This window comes from Paenibacillus donghaensis, from assembly GCF_002192415.1.
In the GTDB taxonomy this organism is placed as follows: domain Bacteria; phylum Bacillota; class Bacilli; order Paenibacillales; family Paenibacillaceae; genus Paenibacillus_AQ; species Paenibacillus_AQ donghaensis.
This window is the reverse complement of record NZ_CP021780.1, coordinates 7341887-7363069: the sequence shown is the minus strand read 5'-3', so window position 1 is coordinate 7363069 and position 21183 is coordinate 7341887. Positions and strand designations below refer to the sequence as shown.

Below are 21183 nucleotides of genomic sequence, written 5' to 3'. Positions count from 1 at the left end.
TACCCATCTTTGTTGTTCTTGTCAACACTATCCCTCCTTGGCAGCGCTATTCGCTTCACCCCCATATTCGCTAAGCATCAGCTGTGATTGTGAAAATTTTCAGCAGCTGTGAAAGTTTTCTCAAGTAGAACTTTAACGCATATGGGAGCGTACGGGCAATCGTATAATCTTATTCTGAATCCTCAGAAACGCTGGATTGGCGCGGTTTTGGCGGATCTGCATACGTTTTGGAATATTTGCTGTTCTCCCGGAACTTGCCCGGTGTGATAGATTTGATCTTACGGAAGGCCCGGATGAAGCTGTTCTCATTCTGGTAGCCGACCAGCATCGCAATATCTGCAATTTTCATGCCGCTGCCGGACAGCAGCTCACAGGCTTTATCAATTCTCAGGTTGGTCAGATAGTCGTACACGGTTGTTCCGGTCTCTTCTTTAAAAATATTGCTGACAGAAGAGATCCCCATATTCACATGAGAGGCAATATCCTGAAGCCCGATATTATCCTGTAGATGATTCTCCATATATTGGATCATAGCCTGAGCCAGCAGATACTCCTTCGACTGGCGGTGCTGGCCCAGTTCCTCGGACATCCGCTCCACAATCCCGCAGAGCATCTGTTCAATCTCGGACAGATCCATCGTTGTCACCTGGTGACGGGTATAATTAGCCAGCTCTTCAGGCAGCGGGTGGCCGCCTGCGCCGGCTATGGCAAGCAGCTCCTCCAGCAGATCATCCACCATGCGGAATATTTTCTGCGGCTGTATGACTTTTTTGCGTGCATCTGCCGACCAGCGGCGAATCCACTCCACACCGGTGGTCGCAGCAGAGGATTTCAGGGCATGGAGCACTTCCTGCTTCCAGGTATCATCCACTGCCTGCAGGCTCTCCGCATACCGCGGCTCCTCGGCCGCATAATGGCGTACCCGGCCATACCCTTCGTACAGACGGTGGGACAGGGCAAGGTTGGCTTCGGCGTACGCGCGAGCGACCTTGGTGATTGCCGGGGCGGGGTTGCCGATCCCGACCGACACGGATATGTTGAGCAGATTCTGGATCATGTCTATTAATTGCCCGGCGTTCTCGGTAAGCTCCGTCTCTTGCAGCTCTCTAGGCTGCAGCAGTACGACCAGACTGTCCTTCTGCGGCGTAGCCGTCACCACCTGCCAGGCGGGTTGAAAGTATTCCACGATAATATTGTTGATGGCATATTTGAGCAGCATCTGATCCTCTTCCTGATACGCGGCGGCCCACTGGGTATGACGGTCGATCGACACAATCAGCACCTCGAAGGGACCTTCCTTCCAGCCCTCGAAATAATGCCCCCACTTGGCTCCGGTCTCCTGGGTGCCGATGCTGCGCGTAATCAGATCGTGGACAAATTTGCTGCGCAGCTCAGGCAGACTCCATTCCGCTACCAGCGACTTGCTCTGGAAATCGCCGACCAGCTTGCCGATCACCGGCTCCAGGTCATAGAGATTGCCCTGTCCTCCGGACTTCAGCCCGGGATTCAGCAGCTTATTAATCCGTTTGAGCGGACGGAAGGAAGCAAAGTTATAGTAATAAATCGCCGAGCAGCCTACTAGGATGGAGATCAACGACAGCGACAGCATCATATTGCGCGCGATGGTCACATTCTTCAGCAGCTGCTCCATCGGAACGAGTGAGATCAGCCGCCAGCCGGTAACGTTGGAGAAGGTTTGATTGGCCATGTAAGCCTGTCCTTCAATCTTCACATGGGCAAAGGGGCTTACATCGATGAGGGATAGGACTTCCTTCATATTCTCCAGGGGGAACGGCAGATTCAGCTTGGGGTAGATCAGCTCCCCCTCCAGATTATAGACGAATTGATAGCTGGACAAGTGGGTGTACATTTGGGAGAACAGCCAGTCATAGTCCAGGTCGACCACAACTGCGCCTACTGTCTGGCCATCCTGCACAATCGGTCTAGCCAGGGTAAGCAGCTCGGTCATGCCCAGCTTAGAGTTGGTACCGGTGTATTGCCTTCTTTTGATTAACAGCGGTTTCTCCTTGATCTCGCCGATCCAGGTGCTCCAGGCATAGTCTGCCGCCTCTTCCCAATCTGCCATATATCCGTCATTGCTCGAAATCAGGGATTGATCGCTGAATTTGAGCACTTTAATCGAATGGATATCCGGTTCGGTGGCAAGCGTGCGCAGATAGACCTGCGGCTCCTCGGCCTTCGCTGCATTGTCCTGCGTATCCGTATTCATATATTGAATGACGGATGGCTGAAAGGACACATCGACTGCTTTATTGTCGGCTTCCCGGAACGCACGGTTAGTCACATCAAGGTTAATCTGCAGCAGCTCCACGTTGGGGGTGTTAAGCTCCGTATCCAGCGCATCGCGGTACTGTCCGTAGGAGAAAAGACCAATCACAGTAATCAATAACGACACACTGAGTGTGAGCATCAGGATCAGCCGGGTTTGTTTGTTTTTGAACAGATATTTCAATCTAAATCGCAGCATGGGTGTAAATTCATCCTTCCGCATTTCTAAAGTGCCAACTTCCAGAGTAACACTTCCAGCCTTTTTTCAATATATAAAAAATTTTATATTCCACGCTATAAATTATCCTTCTATTTCTCGCTGAAACTCTCCGTCCTTTTAAAAGGACGGAGAAGCCGTTTCCACTTGATTGGAGCCTATCATATTCTTCACAGCCTGCAGCATTTCGTGTTATTGCAGCGATCATATAAGGGGATCAGGCTTCAAGAGAGGATCAGGCTTACGGTCTACAATGTTATATCTACAATGTTATAATAGAAGCTATCTGGATGTACAGGAGATTGATTGACCATGGAGAAGCTGAATGACTATACGCTTGATGACAACCGGTGGAACTGGCTTATACAGAATGTAGCCTATTGTTTCGATGATCTTACCCTTAAGCGGGGGTTCCAATACTATAAACAGCGGCGCGTGCGTACGATGCGCAGCAACGAGTTCGGACCTCCCGGCCTGAAGGCCATTGTTGAAGGCCGGGAGGATTATGTGGTGTCGGTCGATCTGACCGACCTGCGCCTCGGCCGCTGCAACTGCCCGGTCGGTGGCCCCTGCAAGCATATGGCGGCTTTGCTGATGTGTTATGCCGAACAGCAGAATCGCTCGGTAAACATGCTGGCTAACGCCAAAGCAGCCGTAATAAGGACCGTGCAAGACTCCGGCAGTGATTCCGGCGGCGCGAGCCGTCGCCCCACCAAGCAGCAGCTGAAGCAGCTGGCGAAGCAGCTTGGGAGCGCAACGGTCACACAGTGGCGCGAGTATTTCGCCACCGCTGTTGCACCGCTGGCACAGAGCGTCCGTAACTCTCAATATGTCGAGAAGGCGCTGGCGGCGATTACGGAGTACCAGCCTGAGCTTGGCCCTGCAGCAACGCTGCTCTTCCAGCTCAATTCCAGACTGTATGTACTGGAGACGCTGATTCCTGGAACCGGCATTTCTTCCCTGCCTCAGGGATATGGCTCCTCTTTAGGATATTACACCCAAATAGCCGTATCTGATCTTCAGGAATATATCGGAGAACACCTGCTGGAGCAAGACCTGCCACTAAACAGCGAACCGGACCAATTCACCCGGCTGATGGATACTGTGGCTCTGCTGCGTCAAGCCATGCTGACCGAAACCCGGGGACGGCGGGATGAACCTCCTTTCTCGCTATTCTATAGTCTGGTGTGGGACAACTGGATTGCCTACTATACAGCCGAGCCTGAGGTTTATCTCAACGAAATCTCCCTGCTGCGGCAGGCGGAGGCTGAGCTTGGCGCAGCACTCAGCAAGAATTCCTGGCGGCTCGCCCAGGGGCGGATGTATTTCTATCTGGAGGATGACCTCGCGGCTTGGGAGTTCCTGCAGCTGGCAGCGGAGCAGCCGGGAATTCAGCCTGGAGAATGGATGGATTTCATAGAGATTATCATCGCAGACGAAGAATGGGATCGGCTGGTGGACTGGCTGGTGCGGATTGGACCGCAGCTGAATAAGCATTATTATAGCTTGAAACGGTATTCCGAATGTTGGGAGGAGGCGCTCAGCCATCTGCCTGAAGAGGAGCCTAGAATGTGGAGCACTCTAACCGAGATGCTGCCCTTCTCCCGTGATTTATATGATGAGAAGCTGCTCGGCCGCGGCAAATGGCAGGAGTGGATGGATTACCAGATCTCCAGCGGCGCAGCCCCCTCGGACTTCCGGGTTCGCGACCTGCAGCCGCTGGAGAAGCATGCGCCTGAGCTGCTGCTGCCCTTCTATCACCAGGCGGTGGAGCGTTTCGTGATCGAGAAGAACCGTGACAGCTATAAGGCGGCGGTGAAGCTGCTGAAACGGCTGGCCAAGCTGTACAAAAAAATCAAACGCGAGGAACGCTGGGAGCTGTTCCTAAGCTCCTTCACGGCAAAGCACAGCAGACTGCGCGCACTGCAGGAGGAGCTGCGGAAAGGAAACCTGATTTCATGATCACACCTCTACGCAAGATTATCGTTCGGCTAACCCTCAGTGAGCATGGGGATGCCTTATTATATGGAACCACAGACAACGGAGACTTCATATCCGGCCTCATCCTCAAGCAGAAGCTGTTTGCCTGGCATGAGGAATCCTTCTATGGAACGGAATTAATGGTTCAACAAGCCGGAGAGTATGCCGAGCTGGTGCTGCTGCCTGCGGAGCAGGTAATTCCTTTCTTCGCGGAGCAGCAGCTGCTGCAGCATGTGGAATGGAGCTGGGAAGGTGAGGCGGCCCGCCTGACCGGACTGGCTCCCCTGCTGGCCGACTGCCTGACGCAGAAGAAATACATTCCGAGCCTGAGGGCTTACCGCGAAGGCCGGCTGCAGTGGATCTGGGAAGACGAGACGCTGCGCAAGGCAGCGGCGGAGAGCGGCGGCGCAGCAGCGCTGACCGGCCTCGAACGCGGCAGCTCTTATGGCGCGGGTGTCCGCGCGGCGTTCTCCGCCGCCGTGTCGGAGCGCTATTATGCGTCAGAAGCCGAAGCCGGCGATCTGCGCAGCGAATTCCCGCTGCTGTTCGAGCGCAGCGGTACAGCGGCGGCCGGGATGGATGAAGCCGGCTGGCTGATCTCCATCGGCTGGAAGGCCGACAGCGCGCCGTTCCGGCCCGCGCTGCAGCTGCTGGAGCCGGACGGGGAGGAGTGGCATTGGCGCCTGCAGCTGGTGCTGCAGGACAAAGCCGACCCCTCCGTCCTTGCTCCGCTCCGGCTCGCCGACACGGGCGAGCCGCTGGGCACATGGCCGTCCGGCTGGTCCGGCCATGTGGAGGAGCGCGCCGCCGGCTGGCTGGCGCGCCTGCAGGGTCTGCTGCCTGCGGAGCGCTTCGCGCCGGGCAGCGATGTGCTGTCAGTCCCGCTCAGCGACGAAGTCGCCTGGCGGTTCCTGACAGCGGACAGCCAGCGGCTGCTCGCGGCCGGCTGGCAGGTGCTGCTGCCGGCGTGGTGGCAGGCCGCCAGCCGCAAGAAACCGCGCCTGCGCGCCAAGGTCAGCTCCGGCGAAGGCAGCGAACGCGGCGGGGATTCGCTGTTCGGGCTGGATTCGCTGGTCGATTTCGACTGGCGGATCTCGATTGGCGATGCGGATCTCTCGGAGGCCGAATTCGCCGAGCTGGTTGCGCGCGGGGAACGGCTGGTCCAGTTCCGCGGCAAATGGATCTCGCTGGACCCTGCGCTGCTGAGCCAGATCCAGCGAGCCATGGCCGGGGTGGACAAGTCCAAGGGCTTGTCCTTCCAGGATGTGCTGCAGCTGCATCTGCTGGCTGCCGCCCAGCAAGACGAGCAGGCTGCTGAGGCTGCAGAAGAGCAGCAACAGGAGGAAGCAGCCCGCGTCCGGCTGGAGGTGGAGCTGAACGAGCATCTCGTGCGGCTGATCAGTCAGCTCGGCCAGCGCTCGCAATGGCCGCAGCCACCGGTTCCGGCCAGCCTGCGGGCGGAGCTGCGCAATTATCAGCATGAAGGATTCGCTTGGCTGGCTTTCCTGCGCCGCTTCGGTCTGGGCGCCTGCCTGGCCGACGACATGGGGCTTGGCAAAACCGTGCAGCTGATCGCCTACCTGCTGCATATTAAAGAGCAGTCCGGCGAGAGCGGTGCGGTGGGCCGCCGCCAGACCGATCCGCCCGGCTGGCCTGCACTGATCATCTGCCCGACCTCCGTACTTGGCAACTGGCAGAAGGAGCTGCAGCGCTTCGGCCCATCGCTGAATGTGATGCTGCATTACGGCAGCCGCAGGCTGGATGCCGGGTTCTTCTACGGCGCGGCGTCACAGGCGGATGTGGTGCTGACCTCCTACGCTACCGCGTCGCTGGATCAGGAACTGCTGAGAGAGTTCACCTGGGCGGCTGTCTGCCTCGATGAAGCGCAGAATATCAAGAACGCCCAGACGAAGCAGTCTGCAGCGGTGCGCAGCTTCCCGGCGTTGCACCGGATTGCCCTGACAGGTACGCCGATTGAGAACCGTCTATCCGAGCTGTGGTCGATATATGATTTCATTACGCCGGGATATCTGGGGAGCCCCAAAGCGTTCAACGACCGGTTCGTAGGTGCTATCGAGAAGGAGCATAACACGGACCGGACCGAGGATCTGCAGCGGCTGGTGAAGCCGTTTATGCTGCGTCGCAAGAAGAAGGACCCGGCCATTCAGCTGGATCTGCCGGACAAAAATGAAATGAAAACCTATGTTCACCTGACCGCCGAGCAGGCGGCGCTGTACGACCAGACGGTAAACGGACTGCTGGAGCGGATGCAGAAGCTGGAAGGTATCGAGCGCAAAGGTGCGATTCTCAGCGCCTTAACCGGGCTGAAGCAGCTGTGCGATCATCCGATGCTGCTGAACAAGGAAGCCCTGCCTGAACCCGAGCCGGGCATGGTGCTGGACACGGCGGCGCTGATCGAACGCTCCGCCAAGCTGGAACGGCTGCTGGCCATGGTCCGCGAGCTGCGCGAGGAGAATGAGCGCTGCCTGATCTTCACCCAATATATCGGCATGGGCAAGATGCTTCAGGCCGTGCTGGAGCAGGAGCTGCAGGAGCCGGTGCTCTACCTGAACGGCAGCACCTCCAAAACCGCACGCGACAAGATGATCGAACGCTTCCAGACGCCTCAACCTCCGGCAGAGCATGGGCCGCAGGCGGCAGCGGCCAAGTCCGATCAGCCGAATGTATTTATCCTGTCGCTGAAGGCAGGCGGTGTTGGCCTCAACCTTACCGCCGCCAACCATGTGTTCCACTTTGACCGCTGGTGGAACCCGGCTGTCGAGAATCAGGCCACGGACCGGGCCTACCGGATTGGTCAGACTCGCGATGTGCAGGTGCATAAGTTCATCTCGCTCGGCACGCTGGAGGAGAGAATCGACGAGATGCTGGAGAACAAGCAGCAGCTGAGCGACAACGTAATCTCCACCTCGGAGGGCTGGATTACCGAGCTGTCCACCGATGCGCTGAAGGATCTGTTCACGCTGCGGCGGGAGTGGATGGGCTGACCGGCCTGCTGTATTACCTGACCCCAGCCTGGTTGTCCCCTTATATTTTAAATACAAAAATGCCTTGTCATCCGCCCGTGAAGCATCTGCGGGTGATGAAAGGCATTTTATTTTTTGTCATGGCTTCCACTCTTGAAGTAGCACAGGCACAGCATCCTCACACCCCTCCAGCTAAGCTTCGCATTCTACATAGTATACAGCTCCGATTGGAAGTTTCTGTATGAATGACAGATTCGCTGCAAAAGGGGGCAAGGCGATTATATGCTTCTAGCGAAGTCTACCAGAGATTTAGACATACTGTTAATTTCATCCATCGAAGCATTAACCTGCTCGGCAAGCGCGGTCTGTCCATGGGTCAGAATCGCCATGTTATGAATATGGGCCAGAATCTCGTCAACATACTGCTTCATATCCGAGAGGCTTTTCTCGATATTGCCGCCAGCCGCAGCACTATGGTCCGCCAGCTTCCTCACTTCATCGGCCACCACGCCGAACCCCCGGCCATGCTCGCCCGCACGTGCAGCTTCAATAGAAGCATTAAGGCCAAGCAGATTGGTCTGATTGGCAATTTCCTTGATGAAATTGGAGATCAGCGAGGTTTCGTCTGCACTCTTCTTGATGTAATTGGCCGCCTCCGCAGACTTCTCCTGGGCCACGGCGACCTCCTGAGCCTGCTCCGTTGCCGCATTAATGCCCCAACCATTTCGTTAATGCAGTCTGACAACAGCTCCAGCCTGTTGGTCATCTCCTGAACGACCGTTTCTTTATTTTTCTCATAGGTAATATCACGGATCGTTCCCGCTACCCGCAGCGGCACCCCATTCTTGTCAACCGTTTCATCTGGAAACCCGAGTGTAGTCCGGAACTGCGACGACCACCAGAACGCATTGTCCGGGTTGACCACATCGCCGGCAACAACCACCATATCCCAAGGGGCCTCTACCAAAGCACGGTTGATTAGATCATACCTGGTGACAAGCGCGTGCAGCTGCTCTTCCTTCAGCTTCTTCTCATGAATATCGAACAAGCAGCCTGTAATTGAGATCGTACGGTGTGTTTCCTGAATAGTCCAGCATATGATCGGCAGAAGCCTGCAGCACATCCTCCTGTTCATCGGGATGAAGCGCAGCATTCACAATATTTGCGATCTCGACAAGCTCTGGAGGACCGTCGTCCAGCTGCAGCTGAAGCGGATACTTATTCTCCTCAAGCTGTTTCTGGAGCGCACGGCTGGCCTGCAGCAATACATCGGGCGATTGATTGTCGGGGGCGGATTTCGGTTTTCTGGCAAACAATAGTTGTAGCTCCTCTCGAATCCGAATTTAAATTTATCAAAATATTGCTCTGCCCGTTTGCCATCCCAAAAACCCTATGGTACACTCGACTTAACTTGAATTGAACGGAGGGGTACGTGTGATAGACTATATCCGAGTTAGAATTAATGCGCGCGGCTAATTAAATAGCGCCTTAAGCTCTGCCTTTTGTGCAGAGGACTCAGGATTTGGTCTGTACATTTTTAACGTTACCCGCAAGCCATAGCAATGAGAAGGAAACCACCCTATGGGGAGAAAAGCAGGAGTGTAGTCTCTAGCTTCCTATCTCCCCGAGGTTTCTTTATTTCATTTGTTATGGAAGACCATAAGGATACCCGCAGAGGTTCTGCCTCTTTGGGGTCTCTATTCTTGAAGTCCTCTAGCCCTACTGTTAACACAGGCAGATTGCCTGTGTTTTTTTGCGTCCACTTGGTGGAACAACTTAATTATTGGAGGTTGAATGAATAGATGGAATCCAAACAACAGCACGCGATTATTGTGGGAATACAACTGCAACAGGATGATAACTTCGCCTACTCCATGGAGGAGCTGCGCAATCTGGCCGATGCCTGCGGCATTGCCGTAGTCGGTGAATTAAGCCAGAAGGCCAGCCGGATTAATCCTTCGCAATACCTGGGTACCGGCAAAATCCAGGAGCTGTCTGTCCTGCTGGAGCAGCATGACGCTCCTATTGTCATCTTTAACGATGAGCTGTCCCCTTCCCAGCTGCGCAATCTGGAGTCTGCCCTGGACCGGCAGGTCATCGACCGGACGATTCTGATCCTTAACATCTTCGCCGAGCGCGCCAAGACGCGGGAGTCACAGCTGCAGGTGGAGGTGGCGGAGCTGCAGTATATGCTGCCGCGCCTGACCGGGCTGCGGGAATCGCTGGGCCGCCAGGGGGGTGGTGCGGGGTTGAAGAACCGCGGTGCCGGTGAAACCAAGCTGGAGCTGGACCGCCGCCGAATCGAGGAGCGGATCACTGTGCTGCAGACTGAGCTGCTGCAGCAGGTGGCACGGCGCCAGATCCAGCGCAAACAGCGGCACAAGAATGAAGTGCCTGTCGTTTGTTTTGTCGGCTATACGAACACTGGCAAGTCAAGCTTAATGAATGCGATGGTGGAGGCTTATCATCCCGGAAGCGGCAAGCAGGTGCTGGCCAAGGATATGCTGTTCGCCACCCTGGAGACTTCGGTCCGCAGCATTGAGCTGCCAGACCACAAAACCTTCCTATTAACCGATACCGTCGGCTTCGTCAGCCAGCTGCCGCATCATTTGGTCAAGGCTTTTCGCTCGACGCTTGAGGAAGTAACGGAAGCCGATCTCCTGATTCATGTGGTTGATATTTCCGATCCGCAGCATGAGCAGCATATTGCGGTGACTCAGGAAACATTGCTGGCGCTAGGTGCCGATCAGATTCCGACACAATTTGCTTATAACAAAACCGATCTGACCGACCTGCCTTATCCGCTGGTCGAGGACGGCAATGTCTACCTGTCCGCTAAGCGGGCCAAAGGTCTGGAGGAACTGACCGGACTCATCCGCAGCCATGTGTTCACCGACTACATCCAGTGCGAGATTCTGGTGCCGTTCGACCGTGGTGCGGTGGTGTCTTACTTTAACGAGCATGCCCATGTGCAAGCGGTCAGTTATGAAGAAACCGGCACACGGCTTACGCTCGAATGCAGAATCGCCGATTATGAGCGGTTCCGCGATGATTTCACGCCGCTTCAGTAGTCTAGCATTTCAGAAGTTTTTACCCGGCGCGTAATTGATTTAGAACCCGCAATAGACATGGATGGCGGTTAGAGCAGCGCAAGGTCCCGCGCTTTAAACTCAACGGGACATCTCTATCACCCCAGACACATATTCCTGCAATGGTGCAGTTTCTTCGTGTAAGAACAGCTGTCGGGACCCCAAGCCTGCAAAGGTCGTCCATTCTGCTGCGCGGCACCCATGAAGATGGAAATTCGTAATTTCTAGGGTAGAAGTGGAAATAGCAGTAGAAATGATGTTGTGGAGAGTAAATAGGGCAAGTAGGGGAGGAGAAATCGACGCAGCAGGGGTAGTGAGCGAGCTTAAGTGTATTTCGTACAGCTATTTATCATGAAATTGAACCGGAATGGGGTATAGGTGTATTTCGTACAGTTACATTCTCACCATTGCCCCTGAAGCGCTGTTTTCCGAGAATTTAGCTGTACAGAATGCAGTTAAAACGTCATTTGGCGCAAAATCGCTGCTTTTAGCTGTACAGAGCGCAGTTAAGTCTGAGGAACAGTGAGCACTTAGATCTCTCTACTGATGTAGAAGCCGTTTCGCAGAGCAACTCTTATGGACCAAGAGATCCGGATGCTCACCCGAAGAGAAATGCCTGTAAAAGTACAGGTTTTCCCTCTATTCTTCTCCTGGTTTGCTGAATGCCTGCAATAGTGCAGGTTTTCTCGGCAATGGGGCCTGTGAACTTTCCTGGAGGTGTATATTCCTGTATTTTTGCAGGCTTTGGGTCCCGAAAGCCGTATTTGCCCGAAAAAAACTGTAGTATTGCAGGCATTTGGGGAAAGGAGTGACTCCGTAGGCCGGTAAGATCTTCTGGGGCGCTGTAATAGCGTGCCTTGCCACATGGTACAGCAGTTATGCCGGGAGTACGAAACTGAGGCATCTACTTCTGCATCTGCTTCTGGCCGGAATTGAAGGAATTTATCCCATAAATTTGTGTTCAATGCTGATCGCAGCCAGCGAGAACTTCATACAAGCACCAAATAAGCCGGGTACATATAGGGTCCCGGCTTGTTTTGGTGTATATCCGGCAACACTGCGCGCCAGAATCACTCTGCCACGCGTGGCCGAAGGCTGAGCTCAAATGCTTCGGTTTCCCTGCCCGGCAGGCTGACGCTTACTAAGCCGCTGTCGCTGAACTTTAGCAGCGGTGCGGACTCCTCTGCCGCACTTCCCTCCGCCGCCAGCGTGCATATCACAGCCGCCCGGCTCAGCTGGCGGAAGTCGAGCGTACGCTCCGGTCCTGAGTACAATATCAGATCTATCTCGAATGTATCGGCTGATCTGTGAATCTCCCACGTCAGCGGCTGATCACTCCCCGTTGTTGCAGATGAAGCCGCTAGTTCGTCAAACGCTGCGAACCAGGTTCGCAGCCGAAAGACAACTTCTCCAATCTCAATTACCTTACTCTCCTCACCACATCGACCATGCGCATCATTCACACTGTACTTACTTCCGTTGTCATTATCACCACAGGGACTATACCCTTCATTCACACCGTTCTCTTTTACCTTACTCTCTTCAAAACATCGACCATGCGCATCATTCACACTGTACTTACTTCCTTTATCACTATCATCACATGGACTACACCCTTCATTCACACCGTTCTCTTTTACCTTACTCTCCTCACCACATCGACCATGCGCATCATTCACACTGTACTTACTTCCGTTGTCATTATCACCACAGGGACTATACCCGTCATTCACACCGTTCTCTTTTACCTTACTTTCCTCACCACAGTGACCATACCCATCATTCACACTGTACTTACTTTCCCTACCACCGTTATTACACTCCCTGTACTCACGACTCACACTAAGCATGTTCCCCTTACTTTCATCAGCCGCACCATATTCATTACCCACACCGTACGCCGGACTGCCCGCAGCTTCTCTGGCAGTCTCCACCCTGATGCCATCCAGATGGCCGCCGATCTCGAGCCGCAGGCGGAAGTCGCTGGCGCGGATCGTCCCGTCGATCCGGTCCAGATTGGGATGGGTGTCGCCACCGTCGGTGACGAAGTCGATGCCGAACAGCACCTGACCCTGCTGCTGCTGCGAATGAAAGCGGGCGGAGCAGTAGTCATAGCCCTCATGCAGACAACGCAGCCGCAGGTAAGCGGGCGCTCCGCCGTTGTCCACATAAGCGAGCAGCGGCCGCCGCTGATTCCAGAAGTCACTGTCTGTGAAGGAGCCCAGGCTGTAGGAGGGAGTCAGATATGCGGCAGCCCATTTGCCGCTGCCAGTACCGGCTCCCCCCTCATACAGCTGCTTCAGCTCACGCTGCCCCGGCAGCGTGAACAGCTCAAGATAAGCAGGCGGACAAGAGATTCCGCTCCGGTACCACTCCTCCTCATAAGGCAGCTGATCCCAGGGGAAGAACATCACCTGCCCCTCTGTCGCCACCTGCAGAAAAGCCTGCGCCTGCTCATCCAGCAGACTCCGGTAGCTGCGGGAATGCGGGCCGGACCACTGCCCGGTGGCAGGGTGGTAATGCTCGGCCACCGTCTTCCAGGTCATACCGAGCAGCGCGTCGCATAATTCGCCGACTCTGCTGTCCGTCGTCTCGGCCCGCAGCTTCGACAGCTCCACCACAGCAATGGCTGTGTAAACCGGGCTGTTGTATTCTTGAAAAGCCCCGCGCTCCCGGGTGTAGTCATACAGCTTCGCCAGCCGCTCCAGCCCATACTGCGCGAAGTGCTCCAGGCCCAGCTGTTCCCCGGCAAGCCTTGTCACCAGGGCACCCAGAATAGCGATATTGGTATAATGGGGACCCACATCCCGCTTCATAATCGCCTCGCAGGCGTATTCAACTGCCTGAGAAGCGGCTTCTCGAAGCTCCAGCGGGAACCGCGCGCCATGCCGTGACAACGCCTGGATCAGCCGGCTGCCGCAGAAATCCGCCCAATTCCAGTCCGGCGGAGCCATCTCGGCCAGCGGCTCCTCATAGAACCAGGACCAGAGGCCAAAGGTCACACTGCTGCGGTCCCTGTCCTGCAGCGACACCACCGCTGCGATAATGTCAAAGGCCCGCTGCTCATAAGCGGCCTGCTCCGAATCAAGCAGACCCAACGCATAGGACAACGAATCACGGGTGGAATGGATGAACTCCGCCTGCTTAATCGTTGTGTGATAACCTGGGCTGCTGAACGGTGAACGTAGCAGACGAAGCCCGGAATCGTAACGGGATTCCAGCGACTGCAGTTTTTGGACCAGCAGCTCCCGATGGTTAAGCACACCGTAATTCACATGCTGCATCACGACAACCCACCTGCCTTCCCTTTTATGAAAACACGAGGCAACTCCGTAGCTACCGGAGAAATCCCCTGAAAGGGAATTTCCCCGAAGATCGCCTGAACCGCAGCTTCCACAGTATCCTCATGCAGCGAATAGGCATTCACCAGCGTATCGAGGAACGGCATATCCTGCAGCAGATAAGGTGTGGCAAAAGAAATCCCAATCGGCTTAATCGTCTCCGCCTGCTGCATGGCCCAGATCGCCTTGGCTGCTTCGCCCACCGGGCGCGAGCTGTTCATCATGCCGTGCAGCGGCATGAAATAGGGCGCGAAGGCCGCATCCCAGCGGCTGCCTTCCTGCTCCCACTTCCGCAGCGTATCAAGCGGCTCGAATTCATCCAGAATGTCCACCTGGATTCCCCGCTCCCGCAGCAGCCGCACAAAGATATCCATTCGCTCGAAGGTGCGTCCCGCTGTAACCTTATTCAGCATAATCACCAGCACGCGGCGGGTCGCCTCCGCATCCAGCGGCAGCTGTCCGCTGCGGTTGCGCACCAGTGTCACGCAACGCTCGGCCAGCTGGCGGCTTAAGCCGCGCGCTTCCCGGTCCAGCTCCGGCGGCAGCTTGTCGTCCTCTAGCAGAATGGCCTCCGGATCTCTGCCTTCGGCATCGATCCGGTGCATTCCCAGGCGGGCCTTCATCTCCAGCACGCGGCGCACGCTGGCCGTAAGCCGCTCTTCCGTCACTTCCCCCTCAGCAATGGCAGCCTCCATCACCTCGAAATACCGCAAGCCCGGCCACAGCAGCACATCGGTTCCGCTGTTGAAGCAGTCGATCATCCGCTTGCGGTAATCGCCCCAGGAGAGAAAGCCGCCCATATCGAGCGCGTCGGACAACACAACCCCTTCGAAGCCCAGCCTTTCGCGCAGCAGCTCCGTGGTGATCTTCAGCGAAACCGTAGCAGGTACGGGCTTGCCGCCTGACGATGTCTCTTCGACCCACGGCAAGGCAATATGCCCCGTCATATAAGACAACACGCCCTGATCGATAAGCCGTCCCGCAACCAAGCCATAGGTGGCGAACCACTCCTGCTCGCTGAGATCATTAACCGTAGTGACAATATGCTGGTCCCGGTAATCCACCCCGTCGCCGGGAAAATGTTTCGCACAGGCAGCCAGCCCATGCTCCTGCATCCCGCGCATCACCGCGGCGGACAACCGCGCCGCCCTGGCAGCATCGTCGCCGAGACAGCGGGTGGTGATCACCGGGTTCAGCCAGTTGAGCAGCAGATCCACGCCCGGTGCAAGCGCCCAGGTGAACCCGGCGGCCCGCCCTTCCAGCGCTGTAAATCTGCCGTATTCATAGGCCAGCGCCTCATCGTCCACCGCGCCCAGCGCCAGCAGGGGCGGGAACGCCGTCAAGCTGCGCACAGCCGAACCGGCCCCGAACTCCAGATCGCCGGAGAACAGCAGTGGACAGCGGCTGGCTCGTTGCAGCCCTTCTATCCAGCTGCGGTAATCGCCTGCTCTGCCCTCTGCCTTCTGGATAATCTCACCGCCCACAAAAAAACTCCCTACCGGATACCGCTGCAGGTATGCCGTAAGCTCGGCACCTTCAATCCCCCTGAACGGTGCTCTGCCGGCATGGCCCTGCATCGTCTGCCCGATTCGCTCACGTAAACTCATGGATTCAAGCGTGTTCTCTACCCAATCCCGTTCCTGCGCTGTTAATGGTCTTAGCATACTGCTGATTCCTCCCGCTGCTTGTTACCCCAAGTGTAGCGAAGTTTGAGCCGGCCCTAAATAAAGCCAGCTATGAAATAAGTTCAATATTCTACAGACCTTCATCTCCCAAGCTGGAGCCGGGCAGTGCTATATCCAGCACTCTGCTTAAGGTATTGTTCTCTGTATCCATCTCGGGATATCGCTTGATGTCATTCACCAGGAAGCTGATGGTAAAATCACCAATCATCGGCACCGTCCATCTTGGCGTTCCCTGCGCACTGGCATTTGCTGTAAGAATGACCTCCTCACCTGGCTGAACAGCTGTATTATACGTATCTGTCCAGGACACTACGCCGCCATTGACCGAGAACGCTCCGCCTGTAATCTGCCCCAGCCCGGTGGTCGAATTCAAGGGAGTCGGACGGACGCCTATGTTCTTGATCTTAGCCCAGAAGATCAGGGAGTCGCCCAGCTGCGGGATGCTGTGGGCCGCTGGTGTACCATCGGGATTGACGATAGTCCAGCCTACTTCCGTAACGGTCAGATCCGCCAGCGGGACAGGCAGCGATGCTTCATAACCCTCAAATTCAAAACCATGCACCATAATCTCACCAGCGGCGTTGACCACCTGAATCCGGTGCAGTCCGTAAGGCAGCCCGCTTAGCTGATAGACGATTTTGTCCTCGCCTTCAAGTCCGGCTTGCGGAATAACTACCGTCTCCATCCATTGGCCGTCGACATACACATCCGCGCTGCCCATGTCAGCCTTGATATTGGATCTCCAGCGCACTCCGGTCCCCTTGAAGCTGAAGCTGGCAGAAGCATCCGGCGTATAGCTCACATGAGAAACCCCGTTCGGTGCGGGGGCGAATCCACCCGAATAATCAATATAGGCATGATCATGCTCGACCGGATACCAGGAGGAAACCGGCACATAGGAGCCTTCCACAAGCGTCAGGTAATCCAGATTGGCTCCATTGCCCGCAGCGTTCAGGCTGATCTTGTTGTATCCTGGCTGAAGCACGATGCCGTATGACTTCAGCACGATTGGCCCGTTCCAGCCTCCGGTGGAGGGCAGGGTTAGGGTGGACAGCTTCTGTCCGTTTACGTAGACGTTTTTCTTCGATTCCTGATTGGAGGCGTAGGCAATGCTCAGCGTATAATTGCCGCCAGTCTCCGAGTGATAACCCAGGATCGACAATCCGCCGCCGTGGGTCTGCTCCACTACCTTGCCCCCGGAGGCTAGTATATTGTTGCTGATTCTCAGCGGCAGCGCGTAAGCCGCTGCCTCGGCCTCGAATTTGCCCGGGTCACCTGGCACATGCGGTGTCACCGGCATCGCGGTCGTGACCGCTGCTACCGCCGGGGTCGGCTCTGACACATTGCCCGAACGGTCCACAGCCCGGATCGTGTAGCTGTAGCTGTGCTCCGGTTCAACGCTGAAGTCGCTCCAAAAGTTCAATTCAGCCGGTACAGTCATTACCGGCTGCGCTGAGCCATTCCGGTAGATCCGGTAAGCCTCTACCGCTTCATTGCCAGGTGCAGCGCTCCAGGTCAGCCGGATCTGCTCATGGCTGACGGCAGCCGCCGCTACGCCGGAAGGTACCGTTGGCGTTATATCCTCATAAGCATCCAGGATATATTGGACGGTCTCGCCGGCGCCCAGCACGACCGCAAGCGTCAGCTCGGGATCTGCGGTCAACAGCATGGCCGAGTGCGCAGCTTCATAGGAAGCACCTGCGCCAAAGCGTTCGGCAGCATAAGTGCCGGAATGCGGCAGAGTCACCTTCACCTGCATCGTGACCGGCTGCGCTTCAAAGTTGACGAAATTGAGCAGTATTTTGTCAGAAGCTGCGCCAATCGCTGTAGTTCCCAGCGCCGAGGTATCCACGGCACGGAAATAAGCCAACTTTCCATCAAGCGCTTCTGCATTAAGCACTTCGTAGGCCAGCGGTCGGCCATGGGTAGCATAAGCAGTCGCCAGTCTGCGGAACGTCTTCAGCCGCGTCTCTCCCGCTTCATTGGGATGGGCCGCTACGGCCTGCGTATCCTCGTAACGGTGGATATTCCAATGGATGGCCGAATTGAACAAGCCAAATTCGGTTCCGTCATTGAAAAAAGCCGCATGCTGCATGATATGGTCGGCATAGCCGATATCCCCGCGCAGCTCCCGGTCGAAGGCCGAAGCGAAACGGTAGGCGTAGGTGCCGTATTTCGTATTGTCGGAGTGGTTATCATTGCTGCCCGTTTCGCTCATGGCCATCTCTTTACCGAAACCTTCCTCGGCCCCGGAATATACGCGCAGATTCTCATACAGGCTTCCTCCGGGCAGCGGCTGCACCCCTGTTCCGCCATAGCTGTGCCCGTTGGTGATTTCCGACAGCTGCTCAATCGGCCTGCGCTGCTCGGCATCCCGCTCCCAACCGTCCGGCGTTCCATTATACGGCCAGTAAGCCCAGCCGGGAGCTACAATTGTTAAATATGGCTGAGCATTGGTCAACCTCTCCTCCCCAAACAGCTGATGGAGAGCAAGCACGGACGTCTGCGCCCAGCCGAACAGGCCCGGCTCATTACCGGTCTCGGCATACTGGTACAGATCGCCGAACTTGGCGACGAAATCCCTGTAGTAGCTTCTTAATGCAGGGCTGATCGTCCCGTTCACCAGCAAAGCTTCATTCTTCCAATTGCCGCCGATAATGTTCACCATCGGCTCCAGATTCAGCTCGCGCAGCGCCCCCAGATACTCCCGCCCGAGCGGGTCCCAGCCAGCCTTCGTATCCGACCAGAAGGAGGCGCGCATCCAGTTGCCGCTGTAGGCGATGCCCATCCATTTGGTCATCGGGGCGAGGTGGCGGATGGCGTTCTCGTCATATCTGAAGGTAGAGGAAGCAATCGTGCTGCCGAGATGGACATAACGCCCATGGATCGGCTCCTCAGCCGCGGTTTCCAGCGCTTCCAGCCGGAAATAATCCCATTCAAACCACAGATGCCGGTCCCCGTCATAGCCGGGAGCCTCTGCATCGGCGTATAGTCCGCGCTCTACCCTTAGCTGAAGCACATTCGCACCCGGCAGCAGCTGTTCCTTGGGGATGTACAGCCTGTAGGTTTCCTTCCAGGTCTGCTGCAATACCGTCTCGCCGTTATTCAGCCCGGTGATCTGCAGCAGCCCGCTCATCGCTCCGTTGGTGAAGATCGCCAGTTGAGGAATAGCCGTGCTAGCATCCAGCACCTTGAAGCTGAACTGTACCCCATCGGCGGGCAACTCTTCCAGCACAAAGGACAAGTTAATGGCTCTATTTGTATCCGCTTTCATTCCTGTAGGAAGAAGACTCCAGTCACCGGAAAGGACCGGCATGGAAATATTCCCTCCATATACATTCTGGGCGACGCTGAACTCAGCCGGGCTGTTGTCCGCCACTCCCGCCTGCCACAGCAGGGACAGCGGAGCATAAGTGGCCGCCGTGGCCGTCACTTTGCCTTGCGCCGATGCCCCCTTACCCGCTATAGCTGCCACTCTACCTTGCACCGATGCCCCCTTACCCGCCATAGCTGCCACTCTACCTTGCACCGATGCCCCCTTATCCGCTATAGCTGCCACTCTACCTTGCACCGATGCCCCCTTACCCGCCATAGCTGCCACTCTACCTTGCACCGATGCCCCCTTACCCGCCATAGCTGCCACTCTACCTTGCACCGATGCCCCCTTACCCGCCATAGCTGCCACTCTACCTTGCACCAATGCCCCCTTACCCGCGACCCGCTCCATCTCCAACGCCAGACTACCCGGCGGAGAAGCTGTGGATGCAGCGGCCTCCTGCAGCGGCGGATAGGCCAGGGACAGCACTAGCAGCACAACCAGCAGCAACCGAACACCTTTTTGCATACTCATCATTAGCACCCTCTTTGGACTCAAGATGCAGCAGCTTCTATTCCTCCTGATCCCTGATAACAGCAAAAACCCGATATCCCATAAGCGGTATAGTAACCACGTCAGCTTGGATATCGGGCGTATTGCCGTTTCTCTATTATAAATCTATTTGCTCATTGGCTGAATTGCTGCTGTGTTTATTTGGCTGCCAGGAACGCATCCATCTGCGTCTGGAGTTCCTTCATTACAGCGTCGACGCCGGCGGCCTTCAGCTTGCTGTTCATTTCCTTCAGCACAGGCTCAGGGTCCTTCTGTCCGGAGTACAGCGTATTCTTGTATTGCTTCGTGATATTGATCAGCGCCCCGATCTGGGACTGCACCTTGGTGGAGTCGAAGACGAATCCGATGACCGGCGAGGTCTGGGCCGTTTCGTTCCATTCCTTGTACAGCTCGACGCGTCTTGGGTCCTCATCCTTGTTCAGGTAGTTGAGCAGCACATTGCCGACCATCCAGGAGGATACGGAATTATATCCGCTGTCAGGAATGAATTCAACCGTATTGTTCTCCAGCTTCTTGTAGTGCTTACCTTCAATGCCGAAAGTCAGCAGGTTATACAGCACTGGGTCGGTGTGGATCAGGTTCATGAACATCATCGCCCGTTCCGGGTTTTTGGAGGTGCGGGAGATGGCCATCATGGAGCCCTGCAGGCTTTTGGTGCCTACTTTAACCGGGAGCAGCGTCTTGATCACCATCGGCTTCTCGGCCAAACGGGTCCAGTCGTTGGTTGAGGTCGGATTCATATTGCCGTAGACGAACCAGGCTTTACCGCTTTTAACCGCATCCTTCAGCTCGGTTTTGTCCGTAGCTCCGTTCTTGTTGATGTAGCCAGCTTCATACCATTTATGGATCATCTGCAGGCGGGCCAGAATCTCAGGCGTATCATATTCATTAAAAATCTTCATCGTCTTGTAATCGAGCAGTGTCGGTACATCCGAGCTGCCGTCGAGATCTTCACTGTCCGGGTAGCTGGTGAACCAGTTCAAGCTGTCCGTGTGGTTCATGAACAATGGCGAGATGCCCGGCTCCTTCTCCTTGATCGTCTGCAGCATCGGTTCAATATCCTTCAGCTCCTTGATGCTGTCGATATCGAAGCCGTATTTATCTACAATGGCTTTGTCAAAAGCGAACCCGACCGATTGCCCCAGCTCCTTCTCTGTAGGCAACGCGTACAGATGGCCGTTCACGGTAGCTGCCTGCAGATAGGCCGGATGAATCTGTGCTTTCGTTTCTTTGGCATAGGTGTCCAGCAGCTCTTCCAGCGGCTGGTACGCGCCTTTGGCCGCATTGTTCATGAAGTCCCAGGTGAACACCATATCGAACACTTCGCCGGATTGGATCATCAGATTGACCTTGTCGGCCGGTTTATCCCAGCTGAGCTGGTTGATCTTGATAGTGGCATTGATTTTATCCTTCAGGTACGTATTGATCTCCTGCTCCACCGCTGCTACATCCTTATCCGGTCCGCCCGGCAGATAGAGCGACAACTCAACCGGTGCAAGCCCTTCCGGTTCCTTAACCTCCGGTTCACTAGCGGTCGTGGCCGCAGGTGCCGTTGTGGCTGTGTTGTCCGTAGCGGTAGCGGTAGCCGCTGCTCCGCTGTTGTTGTTCCCGCCGCATCCGCTCAATGCCAGTGAAGTCATCAGAGCCAGTGAGAGCAGCAGTCCTGCACTTTTTGTACGTGCCATTATTTATCCTCCCCTTAGTAACCA

11 protein-coding genes are annotated in these 21183 nt (G+C 55.8%); 3 read left to right on the top strand and 8 right to left on the bottom strand.

What is annotated here, in order from left to right; genetic code table 11:
- Nucleotides 1–169: 169 nt before the first annotated feature.
- Nucleotides 170–2488 (bottom strand): helix-turn-helix domain-containing protein, encoded by a 2319-nt coding sequence (locus B9T62_RS33365; protein ID WP_087919181.1) that lies wholly within the window; start codon nucleotides 2486–2488, stop codon nucleotides 170–172.
- A gap of 330 nt (nucleotides 2489–2818) precedes the next feature.
- On the opposite strand from B9T62_RS33365, the gene B9T62_RS33360 reads away from it, so the two are divergent.
- Together B9T62_RS33360 and B9T62_RS33355 are read left to right on the top strand one after the other, a co-directional pair.
- Nucleotides 2819–4468 carry an SWIM zinc finger family protein gene (locus B9T62_RS33360; RefSeq protein ID WP_087919180.1) on the top strand — a complete coding sequence of 550 codons (1650 nt, stop codon included), beginning with the start codon at nucleotides 2819–2821 and terminating at the stop codon, nucleotides 4466–4468.
- Nucleotides 4465–7491 carry a DEAD/DEAH box helicase gene (locus B9T62_RS33355; protein WP_087919179.1) on the top strand — a complete coding sequence of 1009 codons (3027 nt, stop codon included), beginning with the start codon at nucleotides 4465–4467 and terminating at the stop codon, nucleotides 7489–7491. Before B9T62_RS33360 ends, B9T62_RS33355 begins: the two co-directional genes overlap by 4 nt.
- Nucleotides 7492–7748: 257 nt before the next feature.
- Here the strand turns inward: B9T62_RS33355 and B9T62_RS41960 are convergent, their stop codons facing one another.
- The 3 genes from B9T62_RS41960 to B9T62_RS41950 are packed head-to-tail and all read right to left on the bottom strand — an operon-like array spanning nucleotide 7749 to nucleotide 8786.
- Nucleotides 7749–8147, bottom strand: a complete 399-nt coding sequence (locus tag B9T62_RS41960; RefSeq protein WP_245864196.1) for a methyl-accepting chemotaxis protein — start codon at nucleotides 8145–8147, stop codon at nucleotides 7749–7751.
- On the bottom strand, nucleotides 8081–8518 hold the full coding sequence (locus B9T62_RS41955) for a hypothetical protein (RefSeq protein ID WP_157794108.1): 438 nt from the start codon (nucleotides 8516–8518) through the stop codon (nucleotides 8081–8083). Before B9T62_RS41955 ends, B9T62_RS41960 begins: the two co-directional genes overlap by 67 nt.
- Entirely contained in the window at nucleotides 8502–8786 is a 285-nt protein-coding gene (locus B9T62_RS41950) for a hypothetical protein (protein ID WP_157794107.1), read from the bottom strand. The genes B9T62_RS41955 and B9T62_RS41950 overlap by 17 nt, the downstream gene beginning before the upstream one ends.
- Nucleotides 8787–9272: 486 nt before the next feature.
- On the opposite strand from B9T62_RS41950, the gene hflX reads away from it, so the two are divergent.
- Nucleotides 9273–10541 carry a GTPase HflX gene (gene hflX, locus B9T62_RS33345; protein ID WP_087919178.1) on the top strand — a complete coding sequence of 423 codons (1269 nt, stop codon included), beginning with the start codon at nucleotides 9273–9275 and terminating at the stop codon, nucleotides 10539–10541.
- Between the two features lie 1088 nt (nucleotides 10542–11629).
- Here hflX and B9T62_RS33335 read toward each other — a convergent pair.
- The 4 genes from B9T62_RS33335 to B9T62_RS33320 all read right to left on the bottom strand — a co-directional run bounded on the left by B9T62_RS33335 (nucleotide 11630) and on the right by B9T62_RS33320 (nucleotide 21159).
- Nucleotides 11630–13843, bottom strand: coding sequence for a hypothetical protein (locus B9T62_RS33335; protein WP_087919176.1), 2214 nt, complete (start codon nucleotides 13841–13843; stop codon nucleotides 11630–11632).
- On the bottom strand, nucleotides 13843–15564 hold the full coding sequence (locus B9T62_RS33330; protein WP_087919175.1) for a glycoside hydrolase family 3 protein: 1722 nt from the start codon (nucleotides 15562–15564) through the stop codon (nucleotides 13843–13845). Before B9T62_RS33330 ends, B9T62_RS33335 begins: the two co-directional genes overlap by 1 nt.
- A 91-nt stretch (nucleotides 15565–15655) precedes the next feature.
- Nucleotides 15656–19438 carry a hypothetical protein gene (locus tag B9T62_RS33325; protein ID WP_157794106.1) on the bottom strand — a complete coding sequence of 1261 codons (3783 nt, stop codon included), beginning with the start codon at nucleotides 19436–19438 and terminating at the stop codon, nucleotides 15656–15658.
- Nucleotides 19439–19611: 173 nt separating this feature from the next.
- Nucleotides 19612–21159, bottom strand: a complete 1548-nt coding sequence (locus B9T62_RS33320; protein ID WP_087919173.1) for an ABC transporter substrate-binding protein — start codon at nucleotides 21157–21159, stop codon at nucleotides 19612–19614.
- Between the last annotated feature and the right edge of the window lie 24 nt (nucleotides 21160–21183).